Here is an 18,692-nt window from a genome sequence, read left to right as displayed (position 1 = left end):
AGGAGTTTTTTGCCCCGGGTATACATCCTACAGGTTATCTACAGAATCGCCACCGAGTTTTGTTCAAAATCCATTCATTCGTATGAAACAAATCTTCACCGCAGCATTCCTGCTATCCGTGGTTGCTGCCTCCGCACAATCTGGCCAGTATCATGTATCCAAAACGTTTGCCGTTGCCGGTGATAGCAAATGGGACTATATTGCCCTGAATCCTGTTACGCAACAGCTATATGTTGCACATGGCACCCGGGTAAATGTACTGGATAAAATAAAAGGCGACAGTACCGGCGTTATTGAAAATACAGCCGGCGTTCACGGGGTGGCATTTGCCGTGAAAGCCGGAAAGGGATATACCACCAACGGCAAGTCTAATACTGCCACTGTATTTGACATCCGCAGCAACCGCGTGCTGGGTGAAATTAAAACTGGTAATAAGCCCGATGCCATTCTATTTGAGCCATTTTCCCAGAAAATTATTGTCTGCAATGGAGAAAGCGACAACCTGAGTGTTATAGATCCGGCCACCGACAAGGTAGTAGCCACCGTAGCACTGGGAGGTGGTCCCGAAACGGCGGTGAGCGACGGTAAAGGGAATATTTACGTGAACCTGGAAGATAAAAACGAAATTGTAAAAGTAGACGCACGCACATTTGCCGTCGGCGCCCACTGGCCGCTGGGCAAGGGCGAAGGACCCACCGGCCTGGCTATCAATACAGCAACGAACCGACTTTACTCTGGCTGTGCCAATAAACTACTCGTTGTGATGGATGCCGGCAACGGACATATTGTGCAATCGATCAATATAGGCGGAGGCTGCGATGGGGTAGCTTTTGATGCCAGTCAAAAAAACATTTTCACTTCCAATGGAGAAGGCACCTTGTCGGTGATTGCCGCCGAGGGCGCAGATAAATACCAGACCGTGGCTACCGTGCCCACCCGTAAAGGCGCGCGTACCCTGGTAGTAGACCCAGCTACGCATCGTGTATACCTGCCGGTAGCAGATTATCAGGGCGCCACCAAAACCATTGTTCCCGGCACTTTCAGGGTATTGGAAGTGAGTAAGTAGTTCGTTCGGACTAATTGCGTTATATTTGAAGATGTGAAGATGATGACGGACCAGCCCCATGGGCTGGTCCGTTATTCCAAATAACCAGGTGTTTTGTTTGCTATAGTGTACATTTTCAATTATTAACGCGTCTTATGGACATCATCCAAAGAAATCACATCCATGTAGTTGGTGACCTCGGTGCCCCGCAAACCCTTGTTTTTGCCCATGGATTTGGCATAGATCAAACCACTTTTCACCAGGTCATCGCACCATTTCGCCAGGATTATAAGATCGTACTGTTTGATAACGTAGGCGGCGGAAAAGCTGAGCTTAAAGCCTATAGTCCCCGTCGTTATGAAACCATACACGGCTACGCTACCGATGTAGCCGATATTTTACAGGCCCTGGAACTGAAGAACGTTACTTTTATCGGACATTCCGTGAGTGGCATGATCGGGCTGCTCCACAGTGTATACTACCCCGGCATCATCGATAAACTGGTATTGCTGGGTTCCAGCCCCCGTTACCTCAACGATCCGGCGAGCAACTATATCGGCGGTTTTGACGATGCAGCATTGACCAGTCTCTTTGAAGCCATGGAAGCCAATTATCACGCCTGGGCGGCCGGCTTCTCCAAACTGGCCATGAGAAATGAAGACAGGCCTGAACTGGCTGCGCAATTTGCCGCCTCCCTGCAAGAGCTGCGACCCGACATCGCCATACAGGTAGCCAAAGCTATTTTTTATATGGATTACCGGGACGAGTTGCCCAAAGTAACCATTCCCACCCTGGTAGTACAAACCACTAACGATATTGCCGTTCCGGGAGTAGTCAGCGAATACCTGGAAGCGCATATACCTAATAGCCGACGAACCAAAGTGAATACAGAAGGACATTTTCCGCATATCAGTGCGCCCGGGGAAGTGATTGCCGCTATACAGTCCTTCCTGTAATTATTTCATTCTTTAATTTCATACTGTGAGTAACTGGGAGCGTAAAGCCTTAAATTTTATTAACCAAACAGGTCGCTGGGATAAAGACAAACATATTTCTTCTTTTCTTGCGTTCAGCATTTCACTGGTAAAAAGCCTTACCTCGGCAGATATTGCCTTGCAACTGGAGTTTGAAGATGAAGACACTGCCAAGGTAAAGTGCGCGTCGCCGGTTCACCTGAATGGCATTGTACTGAATCCTGATCCCATCAAAAAGCTGCTGTATGCACAGGGGTTTAAAATTATTTATTGGTCGAAAATACCCCCACCTAAAGAAAATGCCTTGTCAGGTATCCTGCAGGCACTATCCTCTGCTGTTATTATCCCGGTAAATACCACTCCCAATAATAGCCTGATGATACTGGGCTGGAGTGCGCCCCAAACCTTTATGCCTGAATTCCAGGAATGTATCGAAACTATTAGTTTGCGACTGAAAGAAATCCTGTTGCAATCTGAGCAGCAACTGTACTTTCAACGTATTGCTGCCCGTTTTTCTGCTATCCTGCACACCATTCCACATGCCATGGTATTTATTAACAACGATGGATTTTCGGGGTGGATTAACCAGGAAGGTGCCACCCTACTGGGACTTTCCGGGCCGGGGGAACAACTGCCGGCTATCTTATCAGATGCTATGACGCAACTACGCAACAGCGCTACCAATAGCGAAGATATTTACAGGGAGGCCGTCCAGCTATTCTCTTCTCCCGAAAATTCAATTACCAACTGGCGCTGGCAAATGGAAAACAAAACCCTGAAGGTATCCTGCTTCCCGGTGAACACCCAGCAAATCAGCGGACGTTTATGGATATTTGAATAATCAGGACTGACGCCAGAGGAAATAGAAAGTACTGCCTTCGCCCGGTTGAGATTCTACCCATACCTTTCCCCCCTGCTCTTCTACCAGTAGTTTAAAAATATTTAACCCGATACCACTACCTTCTTCTTTACCATCGTTGTCTAATCTTTCGAATAACCGGAATATACGGTCAGTATCACGTTTGGCCACTCCGGGGCCATTGTCTTTTACATAAAATTCGTAGTACTCTCCTTTATCAGTACCGCCGATAGTAATCAATCCTTCTTTCTTATCGTTGTACTTGATGGCGTTGGAAATAAGATTCTGAAACACCTGCTGAAGCTTCAGTTTATTGGTTTCCAATACTGGTAAGGTGCCTTCCGTTACAATATGGATATGTGCCGGCGGAAACAGTAAATGCGACAACTGTGCAATGAGTTCATGCACATTTACGTCTTCAATCGTTTGTTCCATATCGCTCTGCCGGGTATACTCCAGCATGGAAGTAATCATTTCTGTAAGGTGATTGGTAGCACCCAGTACTATTTTCATATACTCTTTCAGATCGGGCGCATTTTGGATACGCTCATCGTCGTTAATCAGGGCCAGCAACCCTATAGCGCCCGACAATGGCGACTTCAGGTCATGCGCTACCACGTACATAAAACGCTCCAGTTGCTTATTAATCTTTTCTTTTTCTGCTATGGCCTCTTTCAGCGCTGACTGGGAACGATATAGTTTCTCAAACACGCTGACTTTCGCCCGGGTAACATTGATATCGAGTGGTTTTGACAGGTAATCTATCGCGCCTTCCCGGAAACCACGCATTACAAATTGCTCATCTTTATTAATAGCGGTAACGAAGATGATAGAAATATCTTTTGTTTTGGGATTTGTTTGTAATAAGCGGGCAACCTCGTACCCGTCCATATCCGGCATTTGTACATCCAGCATAATCAACCCGATATCATTGTGCCGTAATGCCACTTTTAATGCCTCATTACCGGAATTGGCTTTAATGATTTCCCGGTTTTCCCCTTCCAGCATGTGTTCCAGCGACACCAGGTTTTCCGGTTTATCATCTACCAATAGGATAGTAAGTGTTTTCGGTTTGAGCTGCTTCATTTGTCAACTTTTATTTTCTGTACTTATGTTATTTATAAAGTGGATGATTTCTTCTACAGACATCGCCTGTACGCCGGGATTGGCGTCGATGGCTGCCTGCGGCATAACGTCGAATTCCGCGGTAGCAGGGTCCTGTACAATGCCGGTACCACCTGCGGCAATAATGCGTGACAATCCTGCGGCCCCATCATTGTTGGCGCCACTCAGCAAAATACCCAGCACATGAGCGCCAAAAACGGCAGCAGCACTTGTAAAGCTCAAGTCTATGGCCGGGCGGCTAAAATTCACCAGCTCCGAATAATCCAGCGAAATGGTAGCATCTTCTTCTATCAGCAGGTGATAGTTTTGCGGCGCCAGGTAAATTTTTCCCGGTAATAGTTGCTCTTTGTCTTCCGGCTCCCGGATCACCTGCTGTACTGACAGCAGTTTATCCAATTCACTGACTACGTTCTTTAACCTATGCATAATGATCACTACCGGTATCGGAAAAGGAGAGGGAAAATGGTTCAGCAACGTCACCAATACGGCCATACTACCGGCAGAACCGCCGATAAGCAGGATACGGTATTTAGGGGGAAGCGTCAACGGCTATGTTTTACGTCTGAATATTTTATTGGCCGCATTTACCGGTTCAAACTTTACTCTTTCTTCATTATACAATAACGACTCTTTTAAACCTAACGCCAGATAGCCCAGCGAAGTTAAGCTTTCATAGAATAATTTTACCACCCGTTCCTGCAGTGTCTTGTTAAAATATATAAAAACATTCCGGCAACAGATCAGCTGAAATTCGTTGAACACCTGGTCGGTAACCAGGTTGTGCTGAAAGAAAATAATATTACGTTTTAATGCCGGCTGAATAATTACATGATCTGCGTAGGCCGTATAATAACCAGAAAAGTCATGAAGCCCACCCGATTGTATATAATTATAAGTATAGTCTTTCATTTCCTTCAGCGTAACCTTACCCTCTTCCGCCTTTTTCAGGTTGGCAGCATTCATATCCGTGGCGTAAATGCGGCAACGGTCCATTAGCCCGGCTTCTTCCAGCAGGATCGCCATGGAATAAACTTCTTCCCCAGAGGCACAGCCGGCATGCCATATTTTGATATTAGGGTAAGATGCCAGTCGCGGTAACACCTGTTCCCGGAGCGCTTTATAGAACGACGGATCGCGAAACATCTCTGTTACATTCACCGTAATATACTGGACCATTTCCTGGAAAAAGTGCGTCTCATTGAGCAGCCGGTGTTTCAGTTCGAAGATGCCATTGATATGTTTATACGCCATAAAGCGGATAAACCGGCGTTTTAGCGACGCTACGGCATAGTTGGTAAAATCATAGCCATACCGCTGTTGAATGATCTTCACCAGGTCAGTAAAATCGCTATTGCTGATACCTTCTACCATATTAGCTTTAAGATAACCAGACTTTTAACAATGATAACAATTTAATATTATCTACGGGTTTGGCAATATAATCGGAGGCGCCAGCTTCCATACATTTCACCCGGTCTTCCGCCATTGCTTTGGCGGTGAGGGCAATCACCGGCAACTGCTGAAACCTTGGATCGGCACGGATCAGGCGCATGGCTTCGTAACCGTCCATTTCCGGCATCATAATATCAAGCAGTACCAGGTCGAGCTGAGGATGTTCCTGCAGGGTTTGCACTGCTTCCTTACCATCTGCCGCTGTGAGCACTTCAATGCCCTGGTCTTCCAGCAGGGCGCTGATAGAAAATACATTGCGCATATCATCATCTGCCAGCAGTACCTTTTTTCCCGACAGGATCGTGGTAGCGCCGGGCGTTTCCGGGTATGCTGCTTTTTCTTTTTTCTCCAGTTTATACAGGAAGAGTTCCAGTTCATCCATCAACCGATCGGTAGCGAGGGCGGAGTTGCGCACAATAGCGGCCGCATATTTCTTCAGCTGCTGTTCCTCGCTGCTGGTAATATCCTGGTCGAGATATACGATCAGCGGGGCATTGCCGGTTTCGGGCATGCTGGTCAGGGCCTCTAACTGCTCAATCACTTTGTCCAGCTCCAGTTCCGCGCCTATTTCCATGATAACGGTATCGTATTTCTTTTGTGCCAGGAGTTGCCTGGCTTCTGGCATACTGGCGGCTATGTCGTATTGGGTTTCCAGGTGGCGTTCTTCACTTTTGGCTTTGATGGCCGCATCTGCGCTCCGTGGGCCGGCCGACAGGAGCAGTACTTTTTTAAGCCCCGCCTGCATGCGGGTACTGATGTTGGTAAATACGGCCTCCAGGTCGGGCAGTTGCAGCGGTTTCCTCGTATAACCATGTACGTTATCCTCGCCAATACCAGCATTATCGGCTGCGGTGACAACATGTACCAGTATTTTGCTCAGCTCTTCATTGCTTTTCAGGATTTTCAGGATGCTCTTACCATCAATAACGGGCAGGTTCATATCGAGGATAATCGCTACCGGCAGGTATTTGCGGGCGTAGGCCAATCCATCCTGGCCATTGTAGGCTACTATCGTTTTAAATCCTTTATTGCGGGCAAAGTCACGGAGGATATCCGCGAAATGAATATCATCTTCTATAATGAGGATCAGTTTGTCCTGCTTGCTGATATTATCCCGGTCGTCGCTGATAGCGGGTGTCGGCAACGGCGACGGCGTATACTCAGGGGCATCGGCCGTAGTAACGATCGCATCAGCATCAGGATGAACAGGAATGGTAATGCTGAAGGTACTGCCTGCCGGGGAGCTGTTGTCGAGCTCCAACGATCCTTTGAGCAGCTGCATCAGTTCGCGGCTGATGCTCAGTCCCAGGCCGGTACCGCCAAATTTGCGGCTGGTGCTGCCATCCCCCTGGTGGAAGGCATTAAATATCAGGGCCTGTTTGTCGGCCGGGATGCCTCCACCGGTATCGCTAACGCTGATACAAAGTGTGTCGGGGTTGACCATATACCAGGAAAGCGTGATAACGCCGGCAGCGGGTGTAAACTTAAACGCATTGGATAAAAGGTTGCGGATCACCTGTTCCAGCCGGAGTTTATCCGTAAACAGGGTGGTAGGGACGTCGGGCGCGATGGTTTTAATGAATTGTATTTTCTTCTCCTGGGATACTACATCAAAGAGATCGGAAAGATCATCCATAATTTCGCTCACCGGTATGGCTTCAAAGTTCATTTCCACCTTACCGGCTTCTATTTTGGAGAGATCCAGCACATCATTGATCAGGTGGAGCAGGTCAGAGCCGGACTTATGGATAATGCCGGCATATTCCATTTGTTTTGTAGTCAGGTTTCTATCTTTATTCTCCTGGAGCATTTTAGCGAGAATAAGCACGCTATTAAGCGGTGTACGCAGCTCATGCGACATATTGGCCAGGAATTCGGACTTATACCTGCTGCTGGCTTCCAGCTCTGCGGCCTTCTGGGATAAATCGTTCCGGGCAAGTTCCAGGGCGTAATTTTTTACAGTGATCTCCGTGTTTACCTGTCGCAACTCTTCTTCCTGGACTCTCAATTCTTCTTCGGAGGCCTGTAATACTTCCGATTGACGGCTCAGTTCTTCGTTGGATTGCCGGAGTTCTTCCTGTTGGCTGATTAGTATTTCTTTTTGTTCCTGTACCTGGCGGAGGAGTTGCATTACCTTTTCGCGGGCATTGGCTGCATTCACCGCTACGGCAATGTCTTTCTTTAATATTTCCAGCAGGCTTACCTGCAGCTGGGTTACCGGTTTAAAGGAAGCCAGTTCAATGACTCCCAATAGTTCGTTATCCACCCAGAGTGGTATCAATACCAGTTCCCCGGCAACGCCGTTGCCGCTGGCAGATGCCAGTTGCCAGTAACTGGGTGGCACCCCGCGGATCACCCGCAGGTCGGGGTTGCTGGCGGCAGTACCTACAAATCCATCATTAATAGCCACCACAGCGGGAACGGCCGCTGGCATATTAACAGTGGCTTCTAAACGCAGATGCTTAGCCTCCTCGTTAAAGTGGTAAAAAGCGCCGGCGGCAAATTCGCCGAAAGTGGTTAAGGTTTGCAGGGCATGGTGTACCAGCTCTTCCCGGCTATTCGCTCCCTGAAGGCTATCATTCATTTTATTCACACCGGTGAGCATCCAGTTGCGCTCATTGGCGGCCTCATTGAGGTCTACTACTTCTGTCAGTTTAAGATTAAGCGTTTTCTGCGCACGGATCCTTCGCTTAAATTCTATATAAGTAACCCGCATCAGAATAAAACCGACCAACAGGATAAACGCATTATTGATCAGCAGCGCTCTGACGGCTTTGGAAAAAGACTCGTTTTTATAATTTTCCCGGAGTGACAGCAGGCGGCGTTCCTCCGCGTTGACCAGCGATATTTTAGCCCGTACCCGGTCCATCAACAGGGCCTCCGTTTCAGTGATGGATTTGTTTTGCTCGAAACGTTGCTGATCCAGCGAATGGTCCAGTTCATTCCAGTAACTAAGCAGGTTATTGACTTCATCCTCCAGGGAATCCACATTTTTGTATTGCTCCGGATTATCCGACACCAGGGTATGCAGGTCATTGAGGGCCGGCGCCACTTTTGGCAGTGCCAGTTCATAGGGCTTCAGGAATTTATGGTCGAAAGTGCTCCTAAACCCTCTCCGGGCAGCTTCCATATCAAAAAGAAGCCGTTGTACCCTTTCTGAATTATTGAGCACGTGGTAGGTATGCTGTACCCAGCTGGATTCCTCCATTTGGGAATCAAACGTACGCCAGGTTAATAAACCACTCAGCAATACCAACAATACTACTAATGCGAAGCCGAGGTACAACCTGTTGGCCAGTGAAATTTTGATTGGTGCCACGTTGAAAAAAGGAATTCGTTAATGTCTGATAATTTACTATATTAGGTATAAAAGTACCGAAATGCCTTCATATTCAATACCTTTGTGTCATAGTATGTAGTGGTTTTAGTATTAATTTAAAAATAATTTTTTAGATAGAAAATCTAATCATTTCTGCTATTAGTATATATCTACGCATACACTGGCAAAACTGATATCTAAAAAGAGAGACATCAATACCATATTTTATAAAAATCGGTAAACAATTGTTCATTCACATTGTTTACGGAACAAACGCAGCCACTATGAGTAAAATACTGTTAATAGAAGACGATGAAATAATGCCCAAGATAGTGGCAAGAATTCTCCCATCCTCTGAATATGAGCTGGATCATGTATCTAATGGCAAAGAAGCATTTGAAAAGCTGGAGTCGACCCAGTACGGTTATGACTTGATTATTACCGACATTATGATGCCATACGCCAATGGATTTGAAATTCTGAGCAAGGTAAAAAGCCAGCCCCGGCCTATCCCGGTGATCATTGTATCCAATGCAGGCAACGAAGACATGGTGATGGAAGGGTTTAAGCTGGGCGCAGATGATTTCCTCAAAAAACCTATCATCCCTGCCGAATTAATGATCCGCGTTAAACGATTATTAATGAAGAATAAATAGCTGATGTTCGACATACAACTACCTGCCTTCCTGGAACCTGTCATCAATACCTTCCGGTATGCTCCGCTGGTGATACAGCTAGCCATGATATTTATAGTAATTGCTGCCGTAGGTACCCTGCTCGCCTATTTTTCTATTTTGAGAAACCGTTACCTCGGTAACCGCCGGGATAAGCGTTTGGCGAAACTGCTTCCAAAAATAGATAACCTCATTATCGATGAAGTACTGACCCATCCGGAAGCCGAAACAGTGCCGGCTGACCAGGTAGTGCTGAACCTGGACGCCTTCCAGGAACTACCCCTGGATAAAAAGTGGGCCCGGTCTGCTCTTACGGAGCGTATTATCCACTTTCGCCGCAATGTGCGGGGAAATATGGGGCTTTTGCTCCGTAGCCTCTACATGCAGCTGGAGCTGGACAAAGACGCTATGAAAAAGATGAAGTCCGGCCACTGGGAGAAGAAAGTACAGGCGCTGACTGAATTTACCAACATGGACATGTCGGTGGCAGATGTCACTATTTTACCATTAACGAACAGCCGTAACCGCGAATTGAGAGCTGCCGCCCGTCATGCCTATATCAAACTCAGTAAAAATGAGCCATTTAAGTTTTTTGATGTGGTAACGGAACCCCTGCTGATGTGGGACCAGGTAGAATTGCTTCGTATTATCAGCACCACCGAGGACATTGCGATTCCTAATTTTGCCCGCTGGGTTACTTATTCCTCCAATAAAAGCGTAGTTTCTTTCTGTTTGAAGCTGATTGTGCACTACAACCAGTTGCCCGCGGTACCTGCCGTTATCAAACTTTTGGATACAAAAGACCATTACCTGCGGGCCGACGCCATCAATTGTTTGGGGAAATTGCAGGTGCCCGACGTGGAAGACAAACTGGTAAGCATTTACAGTACGCAACCGCTGCATTGCCAGATAGAAATATTAAAGGCCATTGGCCGTATCAGCAGCGGACGTCATATAGATTTCCTGAAACTGGAATTCCTGCACTCCACCGATTTCGACCTCCGTAAAAGCGCCGCCAAGTCGCTGGTAAAAAATGACTGGATTGCCAAACAGGTGATAGAAGAACTGATGGCCACCGCTACACCGGAAAACCTACGCATTCTGAAACACTGTATGAACCCATTAATCAAATACTAATGAGTGGTATTTTAGAAATACTGGGAAAAATATATCAAAGCGCGATTTTCGTATATGGCTTGGTGTTACTACTGGTATATGCTTTACTGGCCATATTCTCCAGGCTGGCAGTCCGCCAGTACACCCGGAAAAATTCCCTGCACCAGCGAGACCTGCTTTCAAGTTCCCCGCTGGCACCCGGCATTACCATACTGGCACCTGCCTTTAACGAAGGAATGACCATTATTTCCAATGTACGTTCCCTGCTCACCCTCAATTATCCCCGATACGAGATTGTACTTATTAACGATGGCAGCACCGATAATACCATGGAACAACTCATTACAGAGTTTAAAATGGTAGAAGTGGCCTACGCCTATAATGTGAAAATACGGACACAGCCTGTACGGAAAATATTTAAGTCAACCGATCCCGCCTACGCATCACTAATAGTGATCGATAAAGTAAACGGGAAAAGTAAAGCCGATGCCGTAAATGCCGGTATCAACCTCGCTACATTCAACTACTTCGTTTGCACGGATGTAGACTGTATACTGGATAAAGACACCCTGCTCGAGCTGATCCTGCCGGTTATGCAGGAAGAAAACAAACGGGTAATTGCCGTAGGCGCCACTTTGCGCATCGCCAATTCCTGTGAATTTGACGAAGGCGTGATGACCCGCATGCGCCCTCCGAGGCAGCTTCTCCCCCGCTTCCAGGAAGTGGAGTACATCCGCTCCTTCGTATTGGGAAAAATGGGCTGGAGTTATATCAACTGTGTTCCCAACGTATCCGGGGGACTGGGCCTGTTTGATAAGGAAGTAGCCACCCGCTGTGGCGGATATGATCATAGTTCCTTTGGAGAAGATATGGAATTGCTGACGCGGATGTGCCGCTATGCGCATGACAATGAAATCGATTACGCCATACGTTATATACCTAAAACCTTGTGCTGGACAGAAGCGCCGGCTACGCTCAAAATATTTAACCGGCAGCGCACCCGCTGGGCCAGGGGGTTGGCACAGCTAATGTATAGTCACTTCCACATGTTCATGAATCCCCGTTACGGAAAAATGGGGCTGATCATTTTCCCTTTCAATTTCTTCTTCGAGTTACTGGCGCCCCTGGTTGAATTCAGCGGTATCATTGTATATATTGTGCTGGCTGTTACCGGCAACATTAACTGGCCATATGCCCTGCTACTGCTGCTTTTTGTGTACCTGTACTCCGTGATGATCACCACTATTTCCATCGTGTGGGACCAGCTCTCCTTCCGGTATTATAAATCCTGGTGGGAAGTAGCTTATTTGTGCATGACGCCCTTTATGGAATTTTTAATCTATCATCCCCTTATTGTGCTCTATTCGCTGCGTGGTTACTATTATTTCCTCACCGGCAAAAAAAGCACCTGGGGAAATATGCAGCGACAAGGCTTTGGGAAAAAGAAAATAAAGTAATAAAAACATATGCTGAAATCATTTTTTGAAGGCGGTGTATTTATATATGGAGGTACCATGTTATTTATGTATGCCCTGTTGGCTTACTTATCTTACCGTGGTATCAAACTTTTCCGGCGCAAGAGCAGTTATACCAACTACGATCAGTTGCTGGAATCGCCGCTCACACCAGGTATCTCGGTGATAGCTCCGGCTTTCAACGAGGGCGTTACCATCATCATGAATGTACGCTCCCTCCTCACCCTGAACTATACCCGCTTCGAAGTGATCATTGTAAACGATGGAAGCACCGATGATACGCTGGAAAAACTCATAAATGAATTTGAACTGGTAGAAGTAGACTTTGCCTATAACGAGCGTATTACAACCCGGCCGGTACGACGCATATTCAAGTCCACCAACACGGCCTATGATAAACTGATGGTGATCGACAAAGTAAATGGAAAGAGTAAGGCAGATGCTTCCAACGCCGGTATTAACGCCGCTTCCTTCAACTATTTCCTGTGTACAGATGTAGACTGTATCATCGAAAAGGATACGTTACTACGTATGATCAAGCCTTTTATGGATGAGGAACATAAGAAAACAAAGGAAGTAGGCGAACCTTGCCCGGAATGCGGATATGTACATATGATAGAAGACAGCCGGCGGGTGATTGCCACCGGCGCCACACTGCGTGTTGCCAACTCCTGTGAAGTAGATGAGGGCATTATATTGCGGGTACGTCCCCCGGAAAAACTACTACCCCGCTTCCAGGAAATGGAATATATACGGGCGTATGTGCTGGGGAAAATGGGTTGGAGCGGTATCAATTGTGTACCCAATGTATCCGGAGGTTTGGGTTTATTTGACAAGGAAGTGGCCATTAAAGCCGGAGGCTATGACCAAACCTCCTTTGCGGAAGATATGGATATCGTGACCCGCATGTGTGCCTACATGATCGATAATAAACAGAAATACGCCATCCGTTATATTCCCACCACCCAATGCTGGACGGAAGGCCCACCCAATATGAAAATATTTGGCCGGCAACGTACGCGTTGGGGCCGGGGGCTGAGCGAAATCATCACCATACACCGGAAGTTCCTGTTTAATCCCCGTTATAGAAAACTGGGGTTGGTTGTACTTCCCTACAACCTGTTTTTTGAATTCCTGGCGCCCATCATCGAGTTTATAGGTATCTGCTATTATATTTACCTGATTGCTACAGAACAGGTGAGCTGGCAATACGCCATTATTTTGCTGGGATTTGTGTACCTGTATTCCGTAATGATTACCACCCTGGCCATTTGCTGGGATCAGCTTACGTACCGGTACTATAAAACCTGGCGGGAGGTGATAGGCCTGGCATTAATGGCCTTCCTGGAACCGCTGATCTATCACCCGCTGATCGTATTTTTTGCACTAAAAGGATATTGGTTCTTTCTCACCGGGAAAAAAACGACCTGGGGAAATATGCAGCGACAAGGTTTCAGTAAAAAGAAAGTAAACGCTTAAATAAAAAATAATGGCGGTATTAAAACAGCTGTTAACGGGCATTGTGATGTGTTGCGCCCTGCAAACGCAGGCACAGCTCTCTAAAGGAAAAGACAACGCTGAATCCCTGTACAACCAGGCGGTGCAGGAAACGAAGCAGGAGCACTATGACAAAGCTATCAGCCTGTCGAAGCAGGCATTAGAAAAACAACCTGACTTTATCGACCAGCAGCTACTGTTGGCCAGGCTCTATATGCTCACGAAACAATACGATCTCTCCAGGAAATATTTTAAAGCCGTACTGGCTAAAAATCCCCGCTACCGTGATGCTTACTATTATGCCATCAACGTAGAACTTACCACGGGTAGATATCCAGAAGCGGAGTGCTATGCCGATGAAGCGCTCAGCAACTTCCCCGGTAGCCCGGAATTTATGCGTAAGAAGCTGGGTATACTGGACCTGCAACATAAGGTATACCAGGGAAATGAATATGCTGAAAGGCTGATGAGCAAGTACCCGGAAGATACTACCGTACGTAATGCGTATATAGAACATTACCTGGTAAGTGGTAAATACTTTCAGCAACTGGGCAACAGCAGTATGGCCCGGCAAAGTTATGACCGTGTATTACTGGTAGATCCCCGCAACCCCGACGCCCGCGAAGCCAATCTATCAGTAGCGCTGAAAGGCGGCAATTATCAATCGGCTTTAGACCAGGTAAACGAAGCCCTGGCGGCGCGGCCGGGCGCTTACGACCTGCTGATGCGCAAATTAGGCATAGAACAGGAAATGCATGCCTATACCGATGCACTGCTTACCCTGGCCGAAATACAGCGGCGGTATCCTTCCGATGCCAAAGCCCGCACCCTGGCTACCTCGCTGCGTTTGGAAGCCGCTAACTACTATGCTAACACCGACCCCTATACGCTATATGCGGGCGTACTGGCAAAAGATCCGGGCAACCGCGAAGCGTTGGATAAACTCATCGGCTACAGTATGACCCGGGGCGCCTATAAAGAAGCCCTGGCCTGGATTAACCAGGGATTAAAGCACCGCCCGGCCGATGCTAAGTTGCTGGCCATGAAAATGGATGTACTGGAAAGCGACCATAAATACAGCGCTGCCGCTGCGCTGGCAGAAACGCTGTACCAGCGTACTCCCAATGCAGCGCTCCGGGAAAGATTGGTAACACTGCAAACCGCCAGTGGGCGCGACTATCTCGCACAGCAGCAGTACGACCTGGCCGCCGCCTCTTTTGAAAGTGCCCTGAAAGCCAGTCCCAATGACAGTACCGCCCTTAACCTCCTGGCCAATACCTATATCTCCCAAAAAAATAATACCGCCGCACTGAAAGTAATAGACCAGGCACTCGCCTACTATCCCGACAATGCCGGCTTGCTGCTGAAAAAATCATCCCTGCTGAGCGAAACAGGCAAATATGAAGAAGCTGCCGCCATTGCCCGGCAACTGGCCACCCGGTTCCCGGCAGATGAACGTTTGAACAATCACCTCACCGACCTTTACCTGACCAACGGGCGCAATTATATGAGAGCAGAGGAGTACGACCTGGCCAAACAACAGTTTAAGCAAGTGCTGGACGTATCTCCCAATAACATGGATGCGCTGGATTATATGGTTAACCTGGAAAGCGCCACTGGCCAGCCTGACAGCGCCTTGTATTACGCCGACAAAGCATTGGGATACTACCCGGGCAACCGCGATTTCCTGTTAAAGAAAGCTTCCGTATTGCAGGACCAGCATGAATATGCTGCTGCTGCCGCCATTACCGGCGAATTGATGAACAGGTATCCTTACACGCAGAAATATAAAACGGCGTATGTCAACAGCCTGATGTTGGCCGGAACCGAATACCAGCGCCACCAGCAGCCCGACAGCGCTTTGCAGCGCTTCAACCAGGTGCTGGCCCTGCATCCGAAAGACTCTATGGCCCTGCTGTATAGTATCAATATCCTGAACGGGCAACAACGCTACGACAGCGCCCTGGCCTATACAGCGCAGGGGCTTAAATACTACCCCGACAATGAGGGCTTCTTAATGAAGAAAGCCATCACGCTGGAGAATAAAAAAGATTTTTCGGCAGCCGCGCTGGCAGCCGATGCTGTGGTAAAGTTGCATAACACGCCGGAAAACAGGGATTATCACGACTACCTGGAAAGCAAAACGCTGAAAAACCAGTTCGGCTTGTACTACCTGAATTCCAGCTTCGACTACTCGGGCAATAAATACAATATTGCCACGGTGGAGTACCGCCGCTTTATGAAGCGGGGCTCTTATGCATTCCAGGTGAACTATGCCGGAAGGCAAACGGGTAACGGCTTACAGGGATTGGCCGAAATGTACTACACACATAGTCGCAGCCTCTATTCCTATGGCATGGTGGCTTATTCCAATAAAGAGGTATTCCCTCAATGGAGAGCAGCTTATTCCATCTTCAAAACATTTAAAAAAGAGATAGAAGTAGAGCTGGGCGGGCGTTACCTGAACCTGGACAGTACCAGCAGTATTTCTGGTGTGGTTTCTGTAGCTAAGCCGTTCGGTGATTTCTGGGTGAACCTCCGGGGCTTTGTGATCAACGAATCTTCCAAAAACTACACTGCCTTTAATCTCACTACCCGCTATTTTATGAACAAGCGGCAGGATTACCTGCAATTGGTGGGTGGATTGGGTACTTCTCCGGATGACCGGAGCCGGCTGATTAACTTTCCGAATCTTTCGGGGTTGCTGACGCATAGTGTGGGGGTGGGTTATCAAAAAGTATTGCATTACCGCACTACGCTGGGATTATATGGCACCTGGATCAACCAGAAAATTACCGATGTGGGCTATCAGAACCAATATGATATTTACCTGATGCTCCAACGGAAATTTTAACGGACTTACAATGTGCAGATTTATGAGCAGTGTTTTGTTAACGGTGACAACGATGTTATTCAGTGCGTGTCATCCGCAAACGGGTGAATTACCACTGGTACAACAGGGGCGCAGTGCCTACGTTATTGTAGTACCCACGGAGGCCACCAAAGCGGAAAGTAAAGCAGCAGATATATTCAGGGATTATGTAAAACGTATTTCCGGGGCTGCTTTACCCGTGATCCCGGAAAGCCAGTATAAAGATCAGCCGGCGGTATTTGTTGGCAATACCGATCATACCTATGGCCCCGAAAAAATAAAGCCAGAAGGCTTTTTTACCGGCAGTAAAGACAAGTTTCTCTATATCCGCGGGGGCAGCGGGCAAGGCGTAGTGTACGGCGTATATCATACCCTGCAGGCATATATGGGTTGCCGTAAGGATGCCGCAGGCCCGGCGTTTGTACCAACGGCAAAGGATATACGTATCAGTGGGTCCCTGTCTGATTTGCAGGAACCGGCTTTCCTTTACCGGGAGAGTTACTACCCTCCTTCCATGGATGCGGAATACCTGTCGTGGCACCGGTTACACCGGTTTGAAGACCTGTGGGGACTGTGGGGACATTCCTTTTTTAAGCTGCTTCCACCAGCTACTTATTTTAAGGAACACCCGGAATATTATTCCCTGGTAAACGGCAAAAGACAGGCTCAGCAACTCTGCCTGAGTAATGAAAACGTATATACATTAACGGTAGCATGGTTTAAAAAAGCCATCGCAGATAACCCCGATGCAGCATACTGGTCTATATCGCCCGAGGATGGCGGCGGCGCCTGTACCTGTGACTTATGCCGTAAGGCAGATGCAGAAGAAGGCGGCCCCCAGGGTTCCCTGATCCGTTTTGTAAACCGCGTGGCCAGCCAGTTTCCGCAACAACGCTTTACCACGCTGGCTTATGGCTATACCGCCAGGCCACCGTTGAAAGCGAAGCCTGGTAGCAATGTATATATCATGTTGAGCACCATAGATGCTTTCCGACAGGAGCCATTGGCACAAACGTCTTCGGCGGCGGCCTTCCGCAAGCACCTGGAAGGATGGGAAGCGATGACCAGCAACCTGTTTATCTGGGACTATACCACGCAGTTTACCAATTACCTGGCCCCTTTCCCGGATTATAATAACCTGCCATCCAATATCAAATATTTTGCAGCACATCATGTAAAAGGGGTATTTTCCCAGGGTAGCGGCGAAACTTACGGCGATATGGCGGCGTATAACAGCTACGTACAGGCGGCCCTGTTATGGCATCCTGATGCTGATATGCAGCAAGTCAACCATGATTTCCTGAAAGGATATTATGGCCCCGCAGCGCCGTTTATAGGGCAATACCTGGAGGCGCTCAGCAATGCCGTTAAAAGCACACATAGTACACTGGATATTTACGGGAACCCGGTTTATAATATCCGTGACTACTTATCACCCAAGCTGATAGACCAATACTCCACCTTGCTGGACAAAGCTGAAGCAGCAGCCGGTGATAATTCAGTCTTCCAACAGCGGGTAGCTGGTACCCGCCTGTTTCTCGAATACGTGGTATTACAGCAATCGCGCTACTATGGAAATGAGCCATACGGCTACCTGGAGGCCGATGGGACGGTAAAGGCAAAGTGGCCGCAGCGCGTACAGCAATTCGCGCAGCAATGTAAGGCAGCCGGCGTACAGGAGCTGTCAGAAGGCGGTTTATCGCCCGATGCTTATGTACAGGAGTGGCAGGAGCTTTTTTCCCGTAAATGGATCAACAGCCTGGCATTGCATGTCCCGGTAACGCTGGTGCACCCTTATACACCGGAGTATTCGCCCAAGAAGGAGGCCACGCTTACCGATGGATTAATGGGTGGTAGGGATTTTAGTTATAACTGGCTGTTTACCTATGGCAAGGATATGATTGCCACTATCGACATGGGTAGTAACAAAACTATTCACCAGGTACAAATGAATTTCCTGCAGGATGCCCGGCATTACATTTTTACGCCGGTACGGATACAGGTAGAAACGTCGATGGACGGACAACATTTTACCGCTGCCGAGGAAAAAGATATCCCGGTGCCGGGCGAAGATTATGCCGTCCAAATTCAGCACTACTCCTTTTCTTTACCAGGCACTTCCGCCAGGTATATCAGGGTTACTGCCAAATGCCCGGCCGGTTTACCGGAATGGCGGCTGGTAGCGGGTAAGCAGCCGGCTCTATGCTGCGATGAGGTAAGCGTGGAGTAGTTTTAAAGGGCGTCTGCTGAAAATAAATTTGGAAAATAAACACTGTTCAGTATA

Annotated in this window: 13 protein-coding genes; 9 read left to right on the top strand and 4 right to left on the bottom strand. The window is 47.8% G+C overall.

What is annotated here, in order from left to right; all coding sequences use genetic code 11:
- Window positions 1–82 precede the first annotated feature (82 nt).
- The 3 genes from FHW36_RS12985 to FHW36_RS12975 all read left to right on the top strand — a co-directional run bounded on the left by FHW36_RS12985 (window position 83) and on the right by FHW36_RS12975 (window position 2,860).
- A complete protein-coding gene (locus tag FHW36_RS12985; RefSeq protein WP_186452419.1) occupies window positions 83–1,066 on the top strand; it encodes a YncE family protein in 984 nt (327 codons plus the stop codon).
- Window positions 1,067–1,200: 134 nt separating this feature from the next.
- A complete protein-coding gene (locus FHW36_RS12980) occupies window positions 1,201–2,001 on the top strand; it encodes an alpha/beta fold hydrolase (RefSeq protein ID WP_145669145.1) in 801 nt (266 codons plus the stop codon).
- A 25-nt stretch (window positions 2,002–2,026) separates the two neighbouring features.
- On the top strand, window positions 2,027–2,860 hold the full coding sequence (locus FHW36_RS12975) for a hypothetical protein (RefSeq protein ID WP_145669142.1): 834 nt from the start codon (window positions 2,027–2,029) through the stop codon (window positions 2,858–2,860).
- Here FHW36_RS12975 and FHW36_RS12970 read toward each other — a convergent pair whose 3' ends face one another.
- Genes FHW36_RS12970 through FHW36_RS12955 form a run of 4 tightly spaced genes read right to left on the bottom strand, consistent with a single transcriptional unit; the run spans window position 2,861 to window position 8,774 of the window.
- A complete protein-coding gene (locus tag FHW36_RS12970; RefSeq protein ID WP_145669139.1) occupies window positions 2,861–3,964 on the bottom strand; it encodes a sensor histidine kinase in 1,104 nt (367 codons plus the stop codon). It abuts the gene before it with no gap.
- A gap of 3 nt (window positions 3,965–3,967) precedes the next feature.
- Window positions 3,968–4,549 (bottom strand): chemotaxis protein CheB, encoded by a 582-nt coding sequence (locus tag FHW36_RS12965; protein ID WP_246121143.1) that lies wholly within the window; start codon window positions 4,547–4,549, stop codon window positions 3,968–3,970.
- 3 nt (window positions 4,550–4,552) lie between these two features.
- Complete coding sequence (locus FHW36_RS12960; RefSeq protein ID WP_145669136.1) at window positions 4,553–5,374, bottom strand: CheR family methyltransferase; 822 nt, start codon at window positions 5,372–5,374, stop codon at window positions 4,553–4,555.
- A gap of 7 nt (window positions 5,375–5,381) precedes the next feature.
- Window positions 5,382–8,774: a response regulator gene (locus tag FHW36_RS12955; RefSeq protein ID WP_222429065.1), complete on the bottom strand. Its 3,393-nt coding sequence runs from the start codon at window positions 8,772–8,774 to the stop codon at window positions 5,382–5,384.
- Window positions 8,775–9,058: 284 nt separating this feature from the next.
- Here FHW36_RS12955 and FHW36_RS12950 point away from each other — a divergent pair, with 284 nt between their 5' ends.
- Genes FHW36_RS12950 through FHW36_RS12925 form a run of 6 tightly spaced genes read left to right on the top strand, consistent with a single transcriptional unit; the run spans window position 9,059 to window position 18,638 of the window.
- On the top strand, window positions 9,059–9,430 hold the full coding sequence (locus FHW36_RS12950; protein ID WP_145669133.1) for a response regulator transcription factor: 372 nt from the start codon (window positions 9,059–9,061) through the stop codon (window positions 9,428–9,430).
- A 3-nt stretch (window positions 9,431–9,433) separates the two neighbouring features.
- Window positions 9,434–10,585, top strand: coding sequence for a HEAT repeat domain-containing protein (locus FHW36_RS12945; RefSeq protein WP_145669130.1), 1,152 nt, complete (start codon window positions 9,434–9,436; stop codon window positions 10,583–10,585).
- A complete protein-coding gene (locus FHW36_RS12940) occupies window positions 10,585–12,021 on the top strand; it encodes a glycosyltransferase family 2 protein (RefSeq protein ID WP_145669128.1) in 1,437 nt (478 codons plus the stop codon). The genes FHW36_RS12945 and FHW36_RS12940 overlap by 1 nt, the downstream gene beginning before the upstream one ends.
- 9 nt (window positions 12,022–12,030) lie before the next feature.
- Window positions 12,031–13,518, top strand: a complete 1,488-nt coding sequence (locus tag FHW36_RS12935) for a glycosyltransferase family 2 protein (protein ID WP_145669125.1) — start codon at window positions 12,031–12,033, stop codon at window positions 13,516–13,518.
- Between the two features lie 10 nt (window positions 13,519–13,528).
- Entirely contained in the window at window positions 13,529–16,390 is a 2,862-nt protein-coding gene (locus tag FHW36_RS12930; RefSeq protein ID WP_145669122.1) for a tetratricopeptide repeat protein, read from the top strand.
- Between the two features lie 22 nt (window positions 16,391–16,412).
- Window positions 16,413–18,638 (top strand): DUF4838 domain-containing protein, encoded by a 2,226-nt coding sequence (locus FHW36_RS12925; protein ID WP_186452418.1) that lies wholly within the window; start codon window positions 16,413–16,415, stop codon window positions 18,636–18,638.
- The last annotated feature ends 54 nt before the right edge of the window (window positions 18,639–18,692 follow it).

Origin of the sequence: Chitinophaga polysaccharea, assembly GCF_007829335.1 — a bacterium.
GTDB classification, from domain to species: domain Bacteria; phylum Bacteroidota; class Bacteroidia; order Chitinophagales; family Chitinophagaceae; genus Chitinophaga; species Chitinophaga polysaccharea_B.
Note: the sequence above shows the minus strand (reverse complement) of the source record. Positions and strands in the feature narration are given on the sequence as shown.